This window comes from Catellatospora tritici (assembly GCF_019083965.1).
In the GTDB taxonomy this organism is placed as follows: domain Bacteria; phylum Actinomycetota; class Actinomycetes; order Mycobacteriales; family Micromonosporaceae; genus Catellatospora; species Catellatospora tritici.
The window spans coordinates 282,439-300,670 of record NZ_JAHRCY010000004.1; the positions used below are offsets into that span (position 1 = coordinate 282,439).

General features: G+C 68.1%; 13 protein-coding genes. 7 read left to right on the forward strand and 6 right to left on the reverse strand.

Annotated features, from left to right (window positions below):
* Positions 1–36: 36 nt before the first annotated feature.
* Positions 37–1,029, forward strand: a complete 993-nt coding sequence (locus tag KUA19_RS11015; RefSeq protein ID WP_217396090.1) for a hypothetical protein — start codon at positions 37–39, stop codon at positions 1,027–1,029.
* 89 nt (positions 1,030–1,118) lie between these two features.
* Positions 1,119–2,630 carry a phospholipase D family protein gene (locus KUA19_RS11020; RefSeq protein WP_308167417.1) on the forward strand — a complete coding sequence of 504 codons (1,512 nt, stop codon included), beginning with the start codon at positions 1,119–1,121 and terminating at the stop codon, positions 2,628–2,630.
* Positions 2,631–2,750: 120 nt separating this feature from the next.
* Here the strand turns inward: KUA19_RS11020 and KUA19_RS11025 are convergent, their stop codons facing one another.
* From KUA19_RS11025 to KUA19_RS11040, 4 genes are all read right to left on the reverse strand, one after another.
* Entirely contained in the window at positions 2,751–3,269 is a 519-nt protein-coding gene (locus tag KUA19_RS11025; protein ID WP_217396091.1) for a hypothetical protein, read from the reverse strand.
* A 123-nt stretch (positions 3,270–3,392) separates the two neighbouring features.
* Positions 3,393–4,025 (reverse strand): histidine phosphatase family protein, encoded by a 633-nt coding sequence (locus KUA19_RS11030; protein ID WP_217396092.1) that lies wholly within the window; start codon positions 4,023–4,025, stop codon positions 3,393–3,395.
* A gap of 60 nt (positions 4,026–4,085) precedes the next feature.
* The gene (locus KUA19_RS11035; protein WP_217396093.1) at positions 4,086–5,834 is read right to left on the reverse strand and encodes a M28 family peptidase; all 1,749 of its coding nucleotides are present in this window, start codon (positions 5,832–5,834) and stop codon (positions 4,086–4,088) included.
* A gap of 118 nt (positions 5,835–5,952) precedes the next feature.
* A complete protein-coding gene (locus KUA19_RS11040; RefSeq protein WP_217396094.1) occupies positions 5,953–6,216 on the reverse strand; it encodes a hypothetical protein in 264 nt (87 codons plus the stop codon).
* A 163-nt stretch (positions 6,217–6,379) separates the two neighbouring features.
* On the opposite strand from KUA19_RS11040, the gene KUA19_RS11045 reads away from it, so the two are divergent.
* From KUA19_RS11045 to KUA19_RS11065, 5 genes are all read left to right on the forward strand, one after another.
* Positions 6,380–6,676, forward strand: a complete 297-nt coding sequence (locus tag KUA19_RS11045) for a hypothetical protein (RefSeq protein ID WP_217396095.1) — start codon at positions 6,380–6,382, stop codon at positions 6,674–6,676.
* Between the two features lie 75 nt (positions 6,677–6,751).
* Positions 6,752–7,093: an ArsR/SmtB family transcription factor gene (locus KUA19_RS11050; RefSeq protein ID WP_217396096.1), complete on the forward strand. Its 342-nt coding sequence runs from the start codon at positions 6,752–6,754 to the stop codon at positions 7,091–7,093.
* Between the two features lie 79 nt (positions 7,094–7,172).
* Entirely contained in the window at positions 7,173–8,156 is a 984-nt protein-coding gene (locus tag KUA19_RS11055; RefSeq protein WP_217396097.1) for a methylenetetrahydrofolate reductase, read from the forward strand.
* Positions 8,157–8,256: 100 nt separating this feature from the next.
* Entirely contained in the window at positions 8,257–9,819 is a 1,563-nt protein-coding gene (locus KUA19_RS11060; RefSeq protein ID WP_217396098.1) for a S1 family peptidase, read from the forward strand.
* A 359-nt stretch (positions 9,820–10,178) separates the two neighbouring features.
* Positions 10,179–16,514 carry an RHS repeat domain-containing protein gene (locus KUA19_RS11065; RefSeq protein ID WP_217396099.1) on the forward strand — a complete coding sequence of 2,112 codons (6,336 nt, stop codon included), beginning with the start codon at positions 10,179–10,181 and terminating at the stop codon, positions 16,512–16,514.
* A gap of 495 nt (positions 16,515–17,009) precedes the next feature.
* Here the strand turns inward: KUA19_RS11065 and KUA19_RS11070 are convergent, their stop codons facing one another.
* Both KUA19_RS11070 and KUA19_RS11075 read right to left on the reverse strand, forming a co-directional pair.
* Positions 17,010–17,786: a hypothetical protein gene (locus KUA19_RS11070; RefSeq protein ID WP_217396100.1), complete on the reverse strand. Its 777-nt coding sequence runs from the start codon at positions 17,784–17,786 to the stop codon at positions 17,010–17,012.
* The gene (locus KUA19_RS11075; RefSeq protein ID WP_217396101.1) at positions 17,779–18,231 is read right to left on the reverse strand and encodes a hypothetical protein; all 453 of its coding nucleotides are present in this window, start codon (positions 18,229–18,231) and stop codon (positions 17,779–17,781) included. Before KUA19_RS11075 ends, KUA19_RS11070 begins: the two co-directional genes overlap by 8 nt.
* Between the last annotated feature and the right edge of the window lies 1 nt (position 18,232).

Genomic DNA, 18,232 nt, shown 5'->3' on the forward strand with positions numbered 1-18,232 from the left:
GCAGGATGGCGGCACAACTCGACGAGAGGGCCGGGCATGCGCGCCAGGATCGGAATTCGGCTGCTGGCGGTGCTGGCCGCCATCGCCACGGTGACGGCGCTGCCGGTCCCGGCGCAGGCCGCGGACCGCGTGCTGCGGGTCTACAACAACAACATCGAGAACCTGGTGGTCAACAACTCCGACGGGTCCTGCACCCGCATCTCGGGACCGGACCACCTGACCTCGATGCTCGTCGACGACGCGGGCCACACCGGCACCAGCGGGGTCAAGGCGCCCGACATCCTCATCGTGCAGCAGATCCGCGGTACCGGCCAGGCCACCGCGTACGCCGACCAGCTGTCGGCAAAGTTCGGGCTGCCCGCCGGGACGTACCAAGCGATCGTGGTCTGGGACGACCCCGAGCCGTGGGGCAGCACCCACAAGTGCGACGACCAGTCCCTCGGCGACCTGAAGAAGAAGCAGACCAACGGCATCATCTACCACTCCGGGCGACTGTCCCTGACCGGTGTGTCGAAGTACTGGAGCGCGGGCTGGCTCAAGCCCGGCACCGCCTACGCCGACGGCGCCGGGTGCACCCTGTACAAGCCGCCGAACGCCGACCCCGACACCACCGACCAGTACAAGTGGAAGCGCACCAGCGCCATCGCCGCCCGGTTCACCATCAAGGAGACCGGCACCAGCGTCTTCGCCGCGACCATGCATCTGCCGCAGGAGAACCGCCAGAACGCCTGCGCGGGCGACGGCGACAAGGGCATCGGCGCCACCGGCATCCACCTCGGTGTCGATGCGACCGACCTGATGAACGCCTCCACGATCCGGATCGTCGGCATCGACGCCAACCGCACCGGCATCCCGGCGAGCACGCTCAGCGGATACGGCATGAACGGCTACGGCACCGCCGCGACCAACGGGTCCAGCAAGATCGACTATCTGTTCGTGCGAGGCACGGTCCAGGCCTCGCCGGTCGGGTACACGGTCGCTTCCACCAAGTCCAACCACAAGGCTCTGTACGGGTTCATCACCTTCTGAGACCCGGCCTGCCGCGGCGGGTGGGAGCCGACCATCGCGAACTCGATGCCCCTGACGGTTTCCGTGGCGCTGACGGTACGGTCGCCGGCGTGACCCCCGGCAGCTGGTTCCTGTCCGCCGACGAGCGCGGCAACCCCGCCACCGACATCGACCGGCGGCGCGGCGACGGCCTGGCCTGGACCCGGGGCAACCTGGCCCGCCCGCTGGTGCACGGAGCGGCGTACTTCCATGAGCTGGTCGAGGTCCTGGATCGGACCCGGGCCGGGGACGTGGTGATGTTCACCGACTGGCGCGGCGACCCCGATGAGCGCCTGGACGGGCCGCGCACCCAGGTCACCAAGGTGCTCGGCGACGCGGCCCGACGCGGGGTGCACGTGTACGGCCTGCTGTGGCGCTCGCACCCGGACTGGCTGCACTTCAGCTCGCCGCAGAACCGCCAGCTCGCCGAGCAGCTGCAGGAGGCCGGGGCGCACGTCCTGCTCGACATGCGGGTCCGCTTCGGCGGCTCGCACCACCAGAAGATGTTCGTGGTCCGCCACCCCGACCGCCCCGAGGACGACGTGGCCTTCGTCGGCGGCATCGACCTGTGCCGCGGCCGCAACGACGACACCAAGCACCAGGGCGATCCGCTCGCCCCACCGATGGCCGAGGTGTACGGCCCGAACCCGCCCTGGCACGACATCCAGCTGCAGCTGCGTGGTCCTGCGGTCGGCGACGTCGAGCACGTGTTCCGGGAACGATGGCTCGACCCGAGCCCGCTGTCGCTGAACGTGCTGGACTGGCTGCGCGACCGCCTGTCCCGGCTGCGCACCGAGGTCCCGGCGCTGCCCGAGCAGCTGCCGGACCCGCCCGCGTGCGGTCCGCACAGCGTGCAGACGCTGCGCACGTACCCGCGGCGGCGGCTGGGCCGCTATCCGTTCGCCCCGCGCGGCGAGCGCAGCATCGCGCGCGGTTACCTCAAAGCGCTGGCCAAGGCACAGCAGCTGATCTACGTCGAGGATCAGTACCTCTGGTCGGCCCGGGTGATCCAGCCGTTCGCCGAGGCGTTGCGGGCCAACCCCGACCTGCGCCTGATCTGCGTGGTGCCGCTCGTCCCGGACGCGGCCTCGCCGACCATCTCCATCGCCGAGTCGTGGGGTCGCAAGCAGGCGATGAAGGTGCTGGGCCGGGCAGGCGGCGACCGGGTCGCGGTGTACGGCCTGGAGAACGCCGCCGGGACGCCGATCTACGTACACGCGAAGTCGTGCGTCGTGGACGACACCTGGGCGACGGTGGGCTCGGACAACTTCAACCTGCGCTCGTGGACCTATGACTCCGAGCTGACCTGCGCGGTGGTCGACGAGTCGGAGGTCCCCGCGTACGCGCGTGACCTGCGGCTGGAGCTGATGAGTGAGCACGTGTTCGGCGGCGAGGGCGTCCCGACGGGCGGCTGCGCGAGCCGCGGGCGGCGTTCGACCTGTTCGCTGCCGCGGCCAGGGAGCTGGACGGCTGGCACGAGGCCGGTGGCACCGGTCCGCGGCCGCGCACCAGACTGCGCCGCTACGTCCCGCCGAAGGTCGGCGGTTGGCGCAGGCTGCCCGCTCGGCTCGTCTACGAGCTGATCTGCGATCCCGACGGTCGACCCAACGCCATGCGCCTGCGTAACCGCTTCTGATCGCGTGGCGGTGACCGTCTGGCGTGAGCTGCCGGAGAAGATCGGTGCGGTCCCTTGGCGCGGCCCGTCAGTAGTGCAGCAGGTCAGGCCCGAGGCAGCCCGCCGCGAAGGCGAACAGGCACGCCGCCGCGATGGCGACGACCCCCCATCGCCAGGCGATCCGAGGTGTTGCGGTCCGGGGCGTCGCGGTGTCGAGCAACGCGGGGGTTCCGCGAAGCATGGCGTTGAGCTGCTCGGCCGCTTCGCGCTGGCCCAGCCTTCGATCGAGCCTGCCGCTTCTCGGTTCCCACAGCCACGACGGCCCGGTCCGGATGACGACGGTCCGACCGTCGGTGGTCTGGACGAGCAGCTTGCCGTCACTGCCGAGCTGCCCGGCTGCCACCATGTGCCGCGGCACCGTGCTGACGCGATACATCGAGTACACGGCGATGGAGGTCTGGCTCACGACGACCCGCTGGGCGTACGCGATCACCGCCGCCCAGACGGCGACCGGCGCGAGCAGGAACGCGAACCGCGGCACGGAGCCGCCGGTACGGTCGATGATCCAGGCACCGGCAAGTGCCGCGCTCGCGACCACAGCCGACACGACCCGCGCCTGGATGTCCCTGCGTCGGAGCGTCCTTTTCGCGCCGCGAGCCATCGGCTCAAGGTAGCCGGGTCGGACAACAGGCGGCGTCGCGCCCGCGACGGCCGCTGGCGGCGGGTTGCCTCACGCGTTGAAGCGGACCAGGGACCAGCGCGGCGGCGGGAACGCCGCCGGGTTGTCGTCGGTGAGCCATTCGGTGACCGTGGCGTTGCCGACGTTGACCAGGTCGAACGGGTGCCAGTGGCCGAGCAGGCCGAGCCCGGTGAACGAAGCGGCGACCGTCTCCGCGTGCGCGACCACGATCACGGTCGCGCCCCGGTGCCGGGAGGCGATCTCCACCAGCGCGCGGCTGATCCGGGTGAGCAGCTCGGCAGGTGTCTCGTTGCCGTCCTGAAATGGCCGAAACACCCCGCCGCCGGGTGCGGCGTGGTCCCGCAGGAACCGCTCCACCGCCATGCCGTCGGCATAGTCCGGCACGTGCCAGGTGCACAGGCCGCAGTCCTGGGTCGGCTCCACTCCGAACGCCGCCCCGACCGTGGCCGCGGTCTGCACCGCCCGACGTCGGGTCGAGGTGTAGACCGCGACGGTCTCACCCCACCCGTCCTGGTCCGCCCGTGCGGCGAGCAGCGAGGCCAATCCGGCCGCCTGCTCGTGTCCCAGCGGCGTCAGGCCGCCGCAGCCGTGCGGGCCGCCGACCACGCCGTCTGCCTTGTGCACCGAGTCGCCGTGCCGCACCAGCACCATCCGCGTACGCACAGGCGCCGACATTAACAACCGGTGGCCGGTTCGTGGAACCGGCCACCGGTTGTTGTCGCGTCAGGACACGGTCACGGCCGTGTCGTCGATGACGAACGACGTCTGCAGGCCCGAGTCCTCGACGCCGGTGAACTTGATGGTGACGGTCTGGCCCGCGAAGGCCGACAGGTTGTACGAGCGCAGCGTGTACCCGCTGGCGTTCAGGTTCGAGAACACCTGCAGCGTGGTGGTGCCCGCCTGCACGGTCAGCTTGTCGTACGCGGTGGTGGTCGTGGTCTCCGCGGTGACGATCTTCAGATAGAACGACAGCGTGTAGCTGCTGCACCCGGTCGGCAGGGTCACCGACTGCGACAGCGTGTCGGTGTGGGTGGAGCCGTAGCCGTTCAGCCACGCAGACCACGTGCCGGTGCGCGGCGCGCCGTTGCCGGTGTTCTGCCCGATCACGCCCGAGGACTGGGTCCACGAGGTGGCACCGGACTCGAAGCCCGGGTTGGCGAACTTCTGCCCGGCCCCGGTGCACCCGCCGGTGCCGTTGACGGTCAGCGTGTACGTGGCCGAGTGGGTCACGGACCCGGTGCCGGTCACCGTGATGGTGTAGGTGCCGGGGGCGGCACTGGAGGTGGTCGACACGGTCATTGTCGACGAGCCGCCGGAGGTCACCGAGGTGGGGCTGAAGCTCACGGACACGCCCGACGGGGCGCCGGAGGCGCTGAGGCTGACCGTCTGCGCGCTGCCCGAGGTGGTCGCGGTGCTGACGGTGGCCGTGGTCGACGAACCCGGGTTGACCGCACCGGAGGTGGGGCTCAGCGACACCGAGAAGTCATTGGCGGGCGCGGTGCCGGTGGTCAGGTTCCACACGGCGTACTCGATCGCGTTGGCGAAGCGGCCCAGCGACGTCGTGTTGATGTTCGACGGGTAGCTGTCGCACGCCTTGTGGTAGCACGGGTCGTACGCCGCACCGGCGGTGCCGCCCCACTTGGTGACCTGCGCGCTGGTCTTGGTGAAGCCGGCGCCGGTCGAGTTGATCGAGGACGGGATGCCCGCGTTGCGGAACGAGCCGTCGTCGCTGCAGCACTCGGTCGACGTCTCCGTCGGCACGCTGATGGAGGTGAAGTACTCACGCAGCTTCACCGCGACGGCGTCGGTGCCGGTGACGAAGTAGCCGCCGTTGGTCGAGGCGATCATGTCGAACGTGCCGTACGCCTTGATCGCGGTCTTCTGCGCCGAGGTCAGCGAGTTGACGTAGAACTTCGAGCCGATCAGGCCCTGTTCCTCGCCGGCCCACCAGCCGAACCGCGCGTGCTTGGCCATGGTCGGGTTGGCCGCCGCCAGCTGCAGCGCGGCCTCCAGCAGCGCCGTGGAGCCGGAGCCGTCGTCGTTGATGCCGGGACCCGCCGAGACGCTGTCGAGGTGCGCGCCGAACATGTAGGTGTTGTTGGTGTCGCCACCCGGCCAGTCGGCGATGACGTTCTTGGCCGAGCCGTTGCAGGTGGTGCAGGTCTGCAGGGTGACGGTGAAGCCGGCGGCCTGCAGCTTCTGCTGCACGTAGGTCACCGAGGCGGTGTGGCCGCCGGTGCCGGTCGCCCGGTTGCCGCCGTTGTTGGTCGCGATGGTCTGCAGCTGCTGCAGGTGGGCCTTGACATTGTTCACGTCGATGACCGGCGCGGCCAGGGTGCCGACGAGGGCCGGTGCGGTCGCACCGGTCTGTCCGGCGGGTCGGGCGGCGGCCGAGGGCTGTGCGCTCAGGGCGATCGCCGCGGCGACGAAGACAGCTAGGGCAGGTCCTGCCGTAACCGTTTTCAGTCTCATGAAGGGCTCCTTGTGTCCATGCCGATGTGGACGGCTCGCCGTAGCCAAGCAGAACCGCCGAAGCGGCACAAGGCATCGGAACCCTTGAATTTTGTACGGACCCTTGTCGTCGTGGCGATCAACCCTGCGGGGGTGTCTCCTCGCTGCCGGGCGCCTGTTCGCGCACCAATGGCAGCACGATGGTGGGGTGGGTGAGGCCGAGCAACCGGCTGTGCCGCTCGCTCACGCGTACGCAGGCCAGCGCCACCGAGCAGGGCAGTTGTCGGGTGCAGCTGCACAGGCCGCCACCGGCCGGACGGTGCTGGGCGAGCATCGCGGCGGCCGCCGCGACCTGTCTGTGTGCCAGCTCGATCGCGTCGGCCGAGGCACCCTCTGTCCACATGGGACGAATCTTGCCATTCGGGCGGGGGCTGCGTACACCCGGTGCCCGTCGAGCTGAATAGTTGCGTATCTTAGCAAGTACTAATGCGTCGCCGCGGGTTCGGCGGGCAGCGCCCGAGCACGCGCGGCCGGGATGGCCGACAGCGGAAGGGGCGTGCAGCCAGATGGAACCCCAGCGACGTTCGGCCTGGCACGGATACCTCCTGGTGGTCGACGGCCTGGTGCCCGCGGTGCGGCGCACCACCCAGCGCGGCGAGGCCGCCGCCGAGTTCGCGGCGCTGCACGCCCACCTGGACGCGAACGCGACCGCCTGGGGCCTGGACGGACTGCGCCTGCTCGGTATCGCCACCCACGCGCACGTCATGCACCGCCGCGGTGACCAGGACACCAGTCTGGTGCTGCTGCAGGCCCTGGCCAGACGGCTGTTCGCCCTGTCCCGCCCCGGCCGCATGGTCCGCTGATCGGAACGCCCCCGGCAGCCCGGCAGCCCGCGAATGCGCCCGGTACGGTTTGGGGACGATGGAGGAGGTGGACCGGTGCGCAAACCGCTGTATCAGGCCAAGGCGGAGTTCTTCAAGGCACTGGCCCACCCGGCCCGCATTCGCGTGCTGGAGCTGCTGTCGGTGCGCGAGCACTCCGTCGGCGAGATGCTGCCCGAGGTCGGCCTGGAGGCCGCCCACCTGTCCCAGCAGCTGGCCGTGCTGCGCAAGATGAACCTCGTGGTCACCCGCAAGGAAGGCTCGACCGTCTACTACTCGCTGGTCAGCCCGCACGTCGCCGAGCTGCTGGCCGTCGCCCGCCGCATCCTGACCGAGGTCCTGGCCATCCAGGTCGAGCTGCTCGACGACCTGCGCGCCGCCCAGACCATGGCACACTGACCACCCGAGTCGTGTCGACTATGTGAGACGGCAATCCTGGGCGAAGACACGCCACAGACGACCTGGTTAAGGTCGGTTCATGCTGGAGCAGACCGTGACCTCGCCCAACGCCGCCGAGACCCCGACCGGGCGGCCGCCGCTGCGGGAACTGCTGACCGACGCGCACAGCGGTGTCCTGCTGTTCGGCATCACGCCGCCGCGCCGCAGCGCCACCCCCGACGAGGTGCGCCAGATCGCTGCCGTCACCATGGCCCGGCTCGCCCCTCTCGACGTCGACGGCCTGGTGCTCTACGACATCGACGACGAGAGCGACCGCAACCCCGACCAGCGCCCCTTCCCGTACCTGCCGACCATGGATCCGGCCCGCTTCCAGGACGAGTACCTGACCGGCTGGGACCGACCGGTCGTGGTCTACCGCTGCGTGGGCAAGTACCCCGAGCACGAACTGCGGTCGTGGCTGGACCGGGCCGACCCGGCCCGCGTGCTGAGCGTGTTCGTGGGCGCGTCGTCGAGCCAGAAGACCATCCACACGAGCCTGCCGCAGGCCCAGGTGCTGCGCCACGAGGTCCGGCCGGAGCTGCTGCTGGGTGGGGTGGCCATCACCGAGCGGTACGTGCGCAGCGGTGACGAGCACCTGCGCCTGGCCGCCAAGCAGGCCCGCGGCTGCGCCTTCTTCATCTCACAGGTCGTCTACGACGTCGACGCGACCAAGAGCCTGGTGTCGGACTACTTCCACAGTTGCCGCGAGCAGGGCATCGCGCCGCGGCCGGTCCTGTTCACCCTGTCGGTGTGCGGCTCACTCAAGACGCTGGCCTTCCTGAAGTGGCTGGGCGTGGGCATCCCGCGCTGGCTGGAGAACGCGCTGACCCACGCCGCCGACCCGCTGGCGGAGTCGTACGACTACTGTGTCGCCGCGGCGCGGGAGCTCAGCGAGTTCTGTCGCCACCTGGGGATGCCGTTCGGGTTCAACGTGGAGAGCGTGTCGATCCGCAAGGTGGAGATCGAGGCGTCGGTCGCGCTCGCCGCCCAGGTGCGCGCCCTGCTGGACGGCGCCGAGCGCTGACCGCTCGCTGGGTCGATCGGCGCGGTTATTCATGGTCTTCACTGGAGGGTGAGGCTGCCCATAGACTGGCGGCGATTTCTCACACCCCCTGGGAGCCCCCATGTTCCGACGAATCGCCACCACCGTGGGCGCACTCGTGCTCGGCGCGGCCGCCATCGCGGTCCCCGCCGTCCCCGCGACCGCCGTCACCCTCCAGGCGGCCAGCCTCAACGCGACGATCGCGTTGAACAACTGTTCAGCCTCGCTCGTACGTTTCCCCAGCTCCGTCAGCACCGACCGGGCCATGATGCTGACCAACGGCCACTGCTATGAGGGCGGCATGCCCGGCGCCGGGGACGTGCTGCAGAACCGCAGCAGCACCCGGTCCGGCACCCTGCTCAACGCCTCCGGCACCGGCCTCGGCACCGTCCGCGCCGACCAGCTGATCTACGCGACGATGACCGACACCGACGTCGCCCTGTACCGCCTCAACACCACGTTCGCCTCGATCCAGAGCAGCTACGGCGTGACCGCGCTGACGATCTCGGCCACCCGCCCGGCCAGCGGCAGCAGCATGTTCATCCCGTCCAGCTACTGGAAGCAGATCTGGAACTGCACCATCAGCGCGTTCGTGCCCACCCTGCGCGAGGGCGTGTGGACCTGGCACGACTCGATCAAGTACAACTCCGGCTGCCAGACCACCCACGGCACCTCCGGCTCGCCGATCGTCGACCTGGCCACCAACAACGTCGTCGGCATCAACAACACCGGCAACGACGACGGCCAGTCCTGCACGCTGAACAACCCGTGCGAGGTCGACGCCAACGGCACCACCCACGTCTACCAGGGCCAGAGCTACGGCCAGCAGACGTACTGGTTCACCACCTGCCTCAACGCCTCGCGCGCGATCGACCTGACCGTGTCGGGCTGCCTGCTGCCCAAGCCGCCGGGCACCGGCAACACGGTGACGGTCACCAACCCGGGCAACCAGTCCTCGGTCGTCGGCACCGCGGTGAACCTGCAGATCACCGCCAGCTCCTCCGGCAGCGGCCAGACGCTGACCTACAGCGCCACCGGGCTGCCCGCGGGCCTGACCATCAACGCGAGCACCGGAAAGATCACCGGTACGCCCACCACCGCGCAGACCACCACCGTCACCGTGACGGCCAAGGACACCACCAACGCCACCGGCACGGCGTCCTTCAGCTGGACCGTCAGCTCGTCGGGCGGCACCTGCTCCGGGCAGTTGTTCGGCAACCCGGGCTTCGAGACCGGCACGTCCCCGTGGACCCAGAGCAGCGGCGTGATCGACAACAGCTCGGGTCAGGCGGCGCACGGCGGGTCGTACAAGGCCTGGCTGAACGGGTACGGCAGCACCCACACCGACACGCTGTCGCAGTCGGTGACGATCCCGGCCGGGTGCCGCGCAACGCTGACGTACTGGCTGCACATCGACACCGCCGAGACGACCACCACGGTCGCCTACGACAAGCTGACCGTCGCCGCGGGCTCGACCACAATCGCCAGCTACTCGAACCTGAACAAGAACACCGGGTACGCGCTGCGCACCATCGACGTCTCCGCGTACGCGGGGCAGACGGTGGTCATCAAGTTCACCGGCGTCGAGGACGCGTCCCTGCAGACCTCCTTCGTCATCGACGACACCGCGCTGACCCTGTCGTAGCGGCACCGCGTGGCTCGGCCCGCCGTTGGGTACGGCGGGCCGAGTCACGCGCCGCGGCAGTGAGGTCGGTGCGTGTCGGATCGTCACGACCGCGTCACCAAACACGATCCCCGGTTTCCAGTGCTTCGTCGATGGTGGACACGTTTGTCCGCCGGTTCGACCGCTAGGCCGCCCCAGGCGAACCAAACAATCATGAGCATCACGTCGATAACGATTCTTCGTCGCGGGACAACGGGATGGTCGAACTCTGGGCTACCGTGCGTGCACTTGATCGCCTCGGGGGAGTGTGTGTGATGGTGTCTGCTCGGCGGCGCGTGCGCCTGCGTCGGTTGCCGTTTCTGCTGGCTGTGGTTCTGACGGTGGGGTTGCTGCCGTTCGTCGGGGTGCCGGTGAGGGCTGCCGCGGCGAGTCCTGATCTGCTGGATGTGGGTGTGTCGGTGGCCGGACGGCCGCTGACTGTGGCCGACCGCGGGCCTGACCCTGACGACGCGGTCGCGAGGACGGCGCGGCTGTCCGCGCCGAAGTGGCCGCAGCCGGGTGTGGCGGTGCTGGATCTGGCCACGGCCGGGCGGCAGGCGGGCGCGCAGAGCGTCGGCGCGACCCTGGGTGTGTCGGTGTCGCCGGTCGGCGCGGAATCGGGTGCGCGGGCGTTCGCTGCCGAACGTCCCGTCGGGGCGGTGCGGGTTCAGTCCTTCGACCATGCGGCGGCCGGTGCCGTCGGCGCGGTCGGTCATGTGTTCTCGCTGACGCGTGCTGACAGCGTGCTGTCGGGCGGTCACGTGCGGGTGAGTGTCGACTACTCGCCGTACGCGCAGGCGTTCGGCGGGTCGGTCGCGGACCGGTTGCGGCTGGTGGAGTTGCCGGCGTGTGCGGTGAAGACTCCGCAGGTGGCGAAGTGCACGGCGAATCCGCGGCGGGTGGAGAGCGTCAACGATCTGGCGCGGGGTGTGCTGAGCGCGGTCGTGGGAGTCGGCGGTGACCAGATCGCCGCGGCACGTGCGAACCGGTCGGGGGTGCTGGCTGATGAGAGCACCGCGGTGCAGGGCTCGGGCACGGTGCTGGCGGTGATGTCCGTCGCGGAGGGTGGCTCGACCGGCTCGTACAAGGCGACGGAGTTGAAGCCGTCGGACGAGTGGCAGATAGGCCTGAGTTCGGGCGGGTTCAGCTACTCCTATCCGCTGCCGGAGCCGCCGCTGCCCTATGGCAGCCCGCTGGGTCTGTCGCTGTCCTACAGCTCCAGCGGTGTGGACGGCGTGACGGGATGGACGAACAACCAGGGTGGCTGGGCCGGTCTGGGCTGGTCGTTCAGTCCGGGCTACATCGAGCGGACCTACTACTCGTGCAAGGAGGACTACCCGTCTGACGGTGCGTTGGCGGGTGAGATGTGCTGGGAGTCGCCCGACAAGCACGACGGCGAGACGGGCACCGACGACATCCTCTCGGCGCAGATGACGATCTCGCTCAACGGTCAGGCCACGAAGCTGGTGAAGACCACGGACGGCAAGTGGCGGACCAAGGACGACTTCGGCTGGAAGGTCGAGAACCTGGCCGGTGGGGCCGAGTCGGACGGGTACTGGTTGGTGTCGACGCCGGACGGGGCCAAGTACCGGTTCGGGTTCGTGCGCGACGCGGTGTGGAAGATGAACTTCCTGGGCGATGACCCGGGCGAGCCGTGCAACAGCGCGTTCACCGGATCGTGCCAGGATCCGTGGCGGTGGAATCTCGACCAGATCGTCGACCGCAACGAGAACCAGACGAACCTGTTCTGGACCCGCGAGGTCAACTACTACAAGCGCGCCAAGACCGGCAGCATCCTGGATTACGACCGCGGCGGCTATCTCGACCGGATCGAATACGGTCGCAATGACACCGTGGCTGGATCGATCCCTGTCGGAAAGGTCGAGTTCACGTCGGTGAACCGGTGTGTCGAGCGCACGCTGACCGACGACGTGGTGGCCAACCCGTACCCGGCCAACGCCTGTCCGACCCAGGCGTCCTCACCGTCGTCGTATCCGGACGTGCCGGCCGATCTGCTGTGTTCGGCGACCTCGTGCGGCAACTACTCGCAGGCGTTCTTCACCTCGACGCGCCTGGACATGGTCACGTCCTACACGTGGAACCCGGTGACCAACGGCTGGGAGAACATCTCGCGGGTGCAGGCGAGGTACAAGTTCATCAACCCGCCTGGTCTGACCGGTGAGGTGCTGTTCCTGGACTACCTGCGACCGATCGGGTTGATCGGCGACGACGCCACCAAGATCGCCCTGCCGGTGGTGAACTTCGACTCGCGGACCGACCTGGACGGCCGCGTCGACTACGACGAGGACGGCCTGGGTGTCGCGGCACTGCGGATGCCGCGGCTGCTGCAGATCTACAACGGGTTCGGCGGGAAGATCGAGATCACCTACGGCCGCAAGGACCCGTGCCCGGACGGCGGATCGAACCAGCCGGGCTACAGCACCTGGTACAACACCAAGGTCGGCAACTGGGACGTCAACACCGAGGACTGCTACAACATCTTCCACACACCGGAAGACAGCAACGATTCCGGCTTCGGGATCTTCCACAAGTATCTCGTCACGAAGGTCGTCTACAAGGACCTGGTGGGCGGCTCGCCGGATCAGGTGACCCAGTACGACTACTCGCAGTCGACCGCGACCTGGGCTCACCCGCGTTCTCCGTTCGTCGCGGACTCGGACGAGTCGTGGAGTGACTGGCGCGGCTACGGCAAGGTGCGGGTGCTGCAGGGCTCGGGCACGGACCCGTCGCAGTACACGGTCGAGACGCACACCTTCTTCCAGGGGATGTACTACGACCGCAAGGACGACGACACCCTCAAGCAGACGATGATCAAGGACTTCGACGACCACTGGCGCGTCGACCACTATGCCGTGACCGGCCGGACGCTGCAGGTCCAGCGCTACAAGATGCTCACCTACAACTCCGATCCGACCCTTGCGACCTACGACGAGGTCGGGTCAACCCGCTACGAGTACGGGTATCCGCTGATGGGCGACGGGCCGGGCTACAACAACTCGTACCGGACGTTCGTCACGCTGGAGAAGAACCGGGAGAAGGTCACCGGCGGAGGCTGGCGCGAGACCCAGAAGACGACGACCTACGACAACGTGTTCTGGCAGCCGGAGACGGTCACCGACCACGGCAACCTCGCCGACACCGCCGACGACACCTGCACCAACATCTACTACGCCCGCAACGAAGCGCTCTACCTGCTCGACTACCCGGACACGGTCATCACCCGTGAGGGCTCGGCGTGCAACACCCAGACCCCGGGCGCGGAGATCGGGCGCACGATCACCTACTACGACGGGTCTATCGACACCGGCCCGCTGCAGTATCTCGACGACGGCAACCCCACTTGGGTCAAGACATACAGCGCCAGCAACAAGTACACCGCCACCGAGTCGGTGTACGACAACTTCGGCCGTGTCACCAGCGCGACCGACGCGGCGGGAAAGACCACCACGACGACCTACAACCCGGCGGTCAACTGGCCGGAGAACGGCATCGTCACCGCCGGCCCGATCGCCGGTCACCAGACCACCATCTTCATGTCGCGTTACCAGGGCGGTCCGTTCAAGACGATCGACGCCAACGGCAAGGTGACCGAACTGAAGGTCGACCGCCTGGGCCGCACCACCGAGGTGCTTCTGCCCGGCGAGACAGCGGGCCAGGGATCGCTGCGGTTCGCATACCAGATCACCTACGACGGCGGGATCGGCCAGCCCACCGCGCCCGCGCGCACGCAGACCGAGAAACTGGTGTCGGGTGCGGGGAACTGGGCCTCGTCGTTCACCTACCTCGACGGCCGTGGCCGCACCAGGGAAGTCCAGACGGCCAGCCCGGCCGGTGGCCGGATCGTCAGCGTCACGACCTACGACGCCCGCGGTAACGTCGCGGCGACCGGCGACCCGGTGCACAACGCCTCAGCCGCCGGATCGGGGCTGCTCAACCCGGCCCTGACGGCACTGCCCGCCTGGCACAAGACAACCTATGACCACCTGTCGCGGCCGATCAGCGTGGCGGACTACTCCACCACCGCCAGCGCATGGCGGCAGGCCACCACCACCTACTACGGCGACCGGGTCGAGACCGTGCCTCCGGCCGGCGGCACCAGGACCATCGCGTATCTCGACGTCAACGGCAAGACCACGAAGCTGGAGCAGTACACCACCGCCACCATCCACCAGGACACCGTCTACACCTACGACCTGCTCGGGCGTATGACCGCCATGACCGACCCGGCCGGCAACGACTGGACCTACGCCTACGACTGGGCCGGTCGCATGACCACTGCGGTCGACCCCGACGCCGGCACCACGACCACGGCCTACGACTCGGCCGGCCGCGTCGACTACACCCAGGGCCCGCTCGGGAAGGTCTCGAACAAGTACGACGACCTCTCCCGCGTCATCGAACGCTGGTCGGGCCCGGTCGGCACCGGCGGCACGAAGCTCGCTTCCTACCTCTACGACACCATCGCCAAGGGGCAGCTCACCTCGGCGACGCGCTACGACACCACCGGCGCGTACGTCACCGGCGTCACCGGATACAACAACCGCTACCAACCCACCGGCAACTTCGTCACCGTCCCGGCCGGTGTGATGGACCCGGCCGTGAAGACCTACCAGACGAACCTGGGCTATGACCAGGCCGGCAACATCACCTCGATGACAGTGCCAGGGGTAGGGGCGGCCGGGACGCCGCTGGCCGAAGACGAGGTGATCACCTACGGATACGACAACCTCGGCTACCCGACGACCGTCACCTCCGACTACGGACCCAGCACCACCACCTACGTCGCCAGCCGGACCTACTACAACTACGGGCCGCTGAACAGGGTCACGCTCGGCGCCGCAGGAGCTCAGGTGCGGTTGACGAACACCATCAACCAGGGCACCGGACGCCTCGACGTGTCCCAGGTCGACACCGAGAGCACGACCCCGGGCACCTTCAGCGACAAGTTCACCAGCGAATACAGCTACGACGCCATCGGCGACGTCAAAGTCATCGCCGGAAGGACCAACGGGGCACGGGACCAGGTCGAGTGCTTCAAGTACGACGCCCTACGCCGGATGACCGAGGCATGGACCAACGCCATCTGGGACTGCGGCGCCACCAAGGTCCCAGGCGGCGCTGGCGCCGACCCCTACTGGCGCCAGTGGACCTTCGACGACTACACCGGCAACCGTAAGACGCAGGTCGACAAGGGTGCCGCGGCGGACACCACGTGGACGTACACCTACCCGGCACCCGGTGCGGTCCGACCGCACTCCTTGACCAGCGTCGCGGCCGCAGGACCGCTTGCCGGCACCGCGAACAGGGCGTTCACCTATGACAACGCCGGCAACACGGTCAACCGCCAGACCGACGCCGGTGTCGGCCAGGTTCTGAACTGGAACCCCGAAGGACACCTGGCAACAGTCACCCAAGGTGCTACCACGACCGAGTATGTGTACGACGCCGACGGCAACCGGCTGCTCGGCAAGACGGGCGGGAAGACCACTCTCTATCTCGGTCACACCGAAATCGACCGCGACTCGGGCACCCTGGCGGCCACCCGCTACTACTCCGCAGACGGGCAGACCATCGCGGTGCGAGACGGTGCGGGACTGCGTTGGATCGTCGGTGACCACCACGGGACCCAGCAGATTCAGATCAACTCCGTGGGCCTGGGCACCACCAGGAACAGGACCATGCCGTACGGCGAGACCCGCGGATCGCAAGGCCTGTTCGTCGGCACGAGAGGCTACGTCGGCGGCACCAAGGACTCGACAGGTCTGGTGCACCTCGGTGCGCGCGAGTACGACGCCACACTCGGCCGATTCATCTCGGTCGACCCAGTCCTGGATCTGACCAACCCCCAGCAGGCACACGGCTACTCGTATAGCGGAGGAAATCCCACCACCTTCAGCGATGCATCGGGTCTTCGGTTCGAGGAGGAGACTGTCGCGCAATATCAGACCCGGGTGAAGCATCATGAAGCAGGGATTGCCGCCGCGCGGAAACGAGCTGAGGAAGCGATCCGCAAGATCCGTGAGTTGAAGATCATGGGTCAGGACGTCAGCGAGCAAACGTATGAGGCCATGAGGAGCGGCTTCGGGTATAGCGGCTCACGCAGCTTCACGGTCGGAGAAGCGATGGATCATCTGGCGTGCATGGAAGCTGGGCGGTGCGTCGGCGACCGGGGGCCAGAGGTATTTGTGGAGTTCGTCTGCCGATCCATGGGGGGTGGAGGTGAGTGCTCAGCACCGATTTCCGCTGTCGAGCAAGCGATTGCGGATCAGGTGGCGAGTGGGGCTGGCCCCAGCCTGCCAGTCGTGCAGGCACTGGCAAGCTTCACGGATGGAAACGATAAGACGGGAGTGGAGCAACTGTCCTCGGCTGCTGGAACTGCGCCGGCGATTGGAGCTCCCATAGCGGCGGTGGGTAACATCAGCGCCTCGTACTTAGAGGACAACGAACGGCCTCAGTTGGTCTTTACCCGTGGTGCTCAATTCTCCTCGGATGGAGATTCGATCATTGATGGAAGGGTACTCGCCACAAAAAAGGTCTGGCAGCACCACCAAGTCATCTTCCCAACTCCCATTGCCGTGTTCGCTGTGCAGGCGCGACTCGACTTTCCGATAACCGATTTCATTGTCGGAATGCAGCAAGTCGGGTTCATTTCGTGAGTTCCCATTTTAATGCTCCAAGGGCTGCTTGTCGCATTGAAGTGCGCCGGTCACGTTAACCGATGACAGCACCACCAGCACCGGCTCCAGGTGCCGGTGGTGCTTCTGGCTGGGATTCTGCCGGATGTCGATGCCCTTGGCCCGGCTGAGGGCGAGCGCTGGTCAGCGGTGGCGGGTCAGCGGTGAGGGCCTCGGTGATCTACTTCCTGTCCAGATTTGATCATTGTGCGAAATGGTGACTAATGCCGTAGCCCGCGACCCCCTACGGCTTCCGCAAGTCGTCAATCAGTGGCTATGCACCACTGCGCGACGACACGACGCTACCGCAGGCATCTCGACCCCCGCTAAGTTCGTTGACCGCATGGTCCAGTGGCGGAATGTCCGAACTCTGCAGCGATCGTTTCGTATCCGGCGTGCCCGTGGACCGGGACTGGCAGGGCCCGTGACCGGAAGTTTGCTGGTCATGGGCCCTGTCCTCGATGACGAACGGCCGGGTCAGCTCTGGGCGGCGTTCGGCACAGCCGACCGCAGTTGCTTGGCGTTGTCCACCGTGGCCTGGACGGCCCGGATGATCGCCGGGATGGACCCGATGATCAGGATGATCGCCCACACGATGCCGACGATCGCGAACACGATCCCGGCGATGGCGTCCGTGATGCTGACCAGCACCCCCGGCACGAGCCCGTGCAGGAACACCGCCACCACGTTGCCGAGCAGCGACGTGATCATCATGGCGACCAGGCCCTTGTTCTGCAGGAACCGCTGCTGCGCCAGCACCAGGCAGACCGCGCCGACCACCTTCAGGAACATGATCAGCGACAGCACCACCGCCGCCTCGCCGCGTGGGAACGACCCGAACAGGATCAGGTACACGATCGTCCCGAACGGGAAGGCCAGCAGCAGGCCGATCATCAGGACGAGCTTGGCGATCGCCACGAACAGCAGCACCAGCGCCGTGATGATCAGGATGATCGCACCGATCAGCGTGACCACCCCCTGGGCTCGGGCATGCAGCCGCTTGGAGGCCAGGATCGCCACGCCCATCAGCACCGCCGTGCCCAGCAGCACGACGTCGATCAGCGCCAGGTACGAGATGGCCAGTCCGCCCGGCCGCTCCGCCACGCCCGGCGGGACGTCGGCGCCGAGCTGCGTGGCCGTGTCCAGGGCCGGGGTGGTGAGCCCGAGCAGGAACGAGCTGCCCGTCTCCACCGCCACGACCAGTCCGAACGCGACGAGCGAGACGAAGAAGAACGGGGTGCGCAGCCTATCCATCACTGCCTCCAACGGTCACGGTGCACTTGTCGCAGGTCAGCGTGATGTCCACGCCGTCGCCGTCGACCGCGACCTTGATGCGCTCCCCGGCGGGGACGTCGCGGTCGAGGGCGGTGTCGTCGTGCGGGGCGCGGGTGTGCAGGTGCAGCGCGGCGTCGGGGCGCAGCGCCACCTCGCGCAGGTCCGCGTCGGCCCTGGCGACGGTCAGCACGCAGCTGCCCTCGACCGTGAGGGTGTCGCCGGTGCGGCACGGGGCGGTCAGATCCGCCGGGTCGACCGGATCGGGGTCGCCGAACCAGTCGCCCAGTGCCTGGACCAGGCCGTTGTCGGTGGGGTCGGCCATGGACTGCTGGTCGTTCTGGGTGGCCACGCCGGTGACGTACAGCGCCACGATCAGCACCGCGACCGCGGCGAGGATCTTCTGTCCTCGGGTGAGTGCGGGCATG

Excerpts from the sequence above, each read along its gene's own strand:
- KUA19_RS11015 (WP_217396090.1), top strand. The coding sequence starts at position 37 with ATGCGCGCCAGGATCGGAATTCGGCTGCTGGCGGTGCTGGCCGCCATC.
- KUA19_RS11035 (WP_217396093.1), bottom strand. The coding sequence starts at position 5,834 with ATGAGACTGAAAACGGTTACGGCAGGACCTGCCCTAGCTGTCTTCGTC.
- KUA19_RS11040 (WP_217396094.1), bottom strand. The coding sequence starts at position 6,216 with ATGTGGACAGAGGGTGCCTCGGCCGACGCGATCGAGCTGGCACACAGA.
- KUA19_RS11045 (WP_217396095.1), top strand. The coding sequence starts at position 6,380 with ATGGAACCCCAGCGACGTTCGGCCTGGCACGGATACCTCCTGGTGGTC.
- KUA19_RS11055 (WP_217396097.1), top strand. The coding sequence starts at position 7,173 with ATGCTGGAGCAGACCGTGACCTCGCCCAACGCCGCCGAGACCCCGACC.
- KUA19_RS11060 (WP_217396098.1), top strand. The coding sequence starts at position 8,257 with ATGTTCCGACGAATCGCCACCACCGTGGGCGCACTCGTGCTCGGCGCG.
- KUA19_RS11070 (WP_217396100.1), bottom strand. The coding sequence starts at position 17,786 with ATGGATAGGCTGCGCACCCCGTTCTTCTTCGTCTCGCTCGTCGCGTTC.
- KUA19_RS11075 (WP_217396101.1), bottom strand. The coding sequence starts at position 18,231 with ATGCCCGCACTCACCCGAGGACAGAAGATCCTCGCCGCGGTCGCGGTG.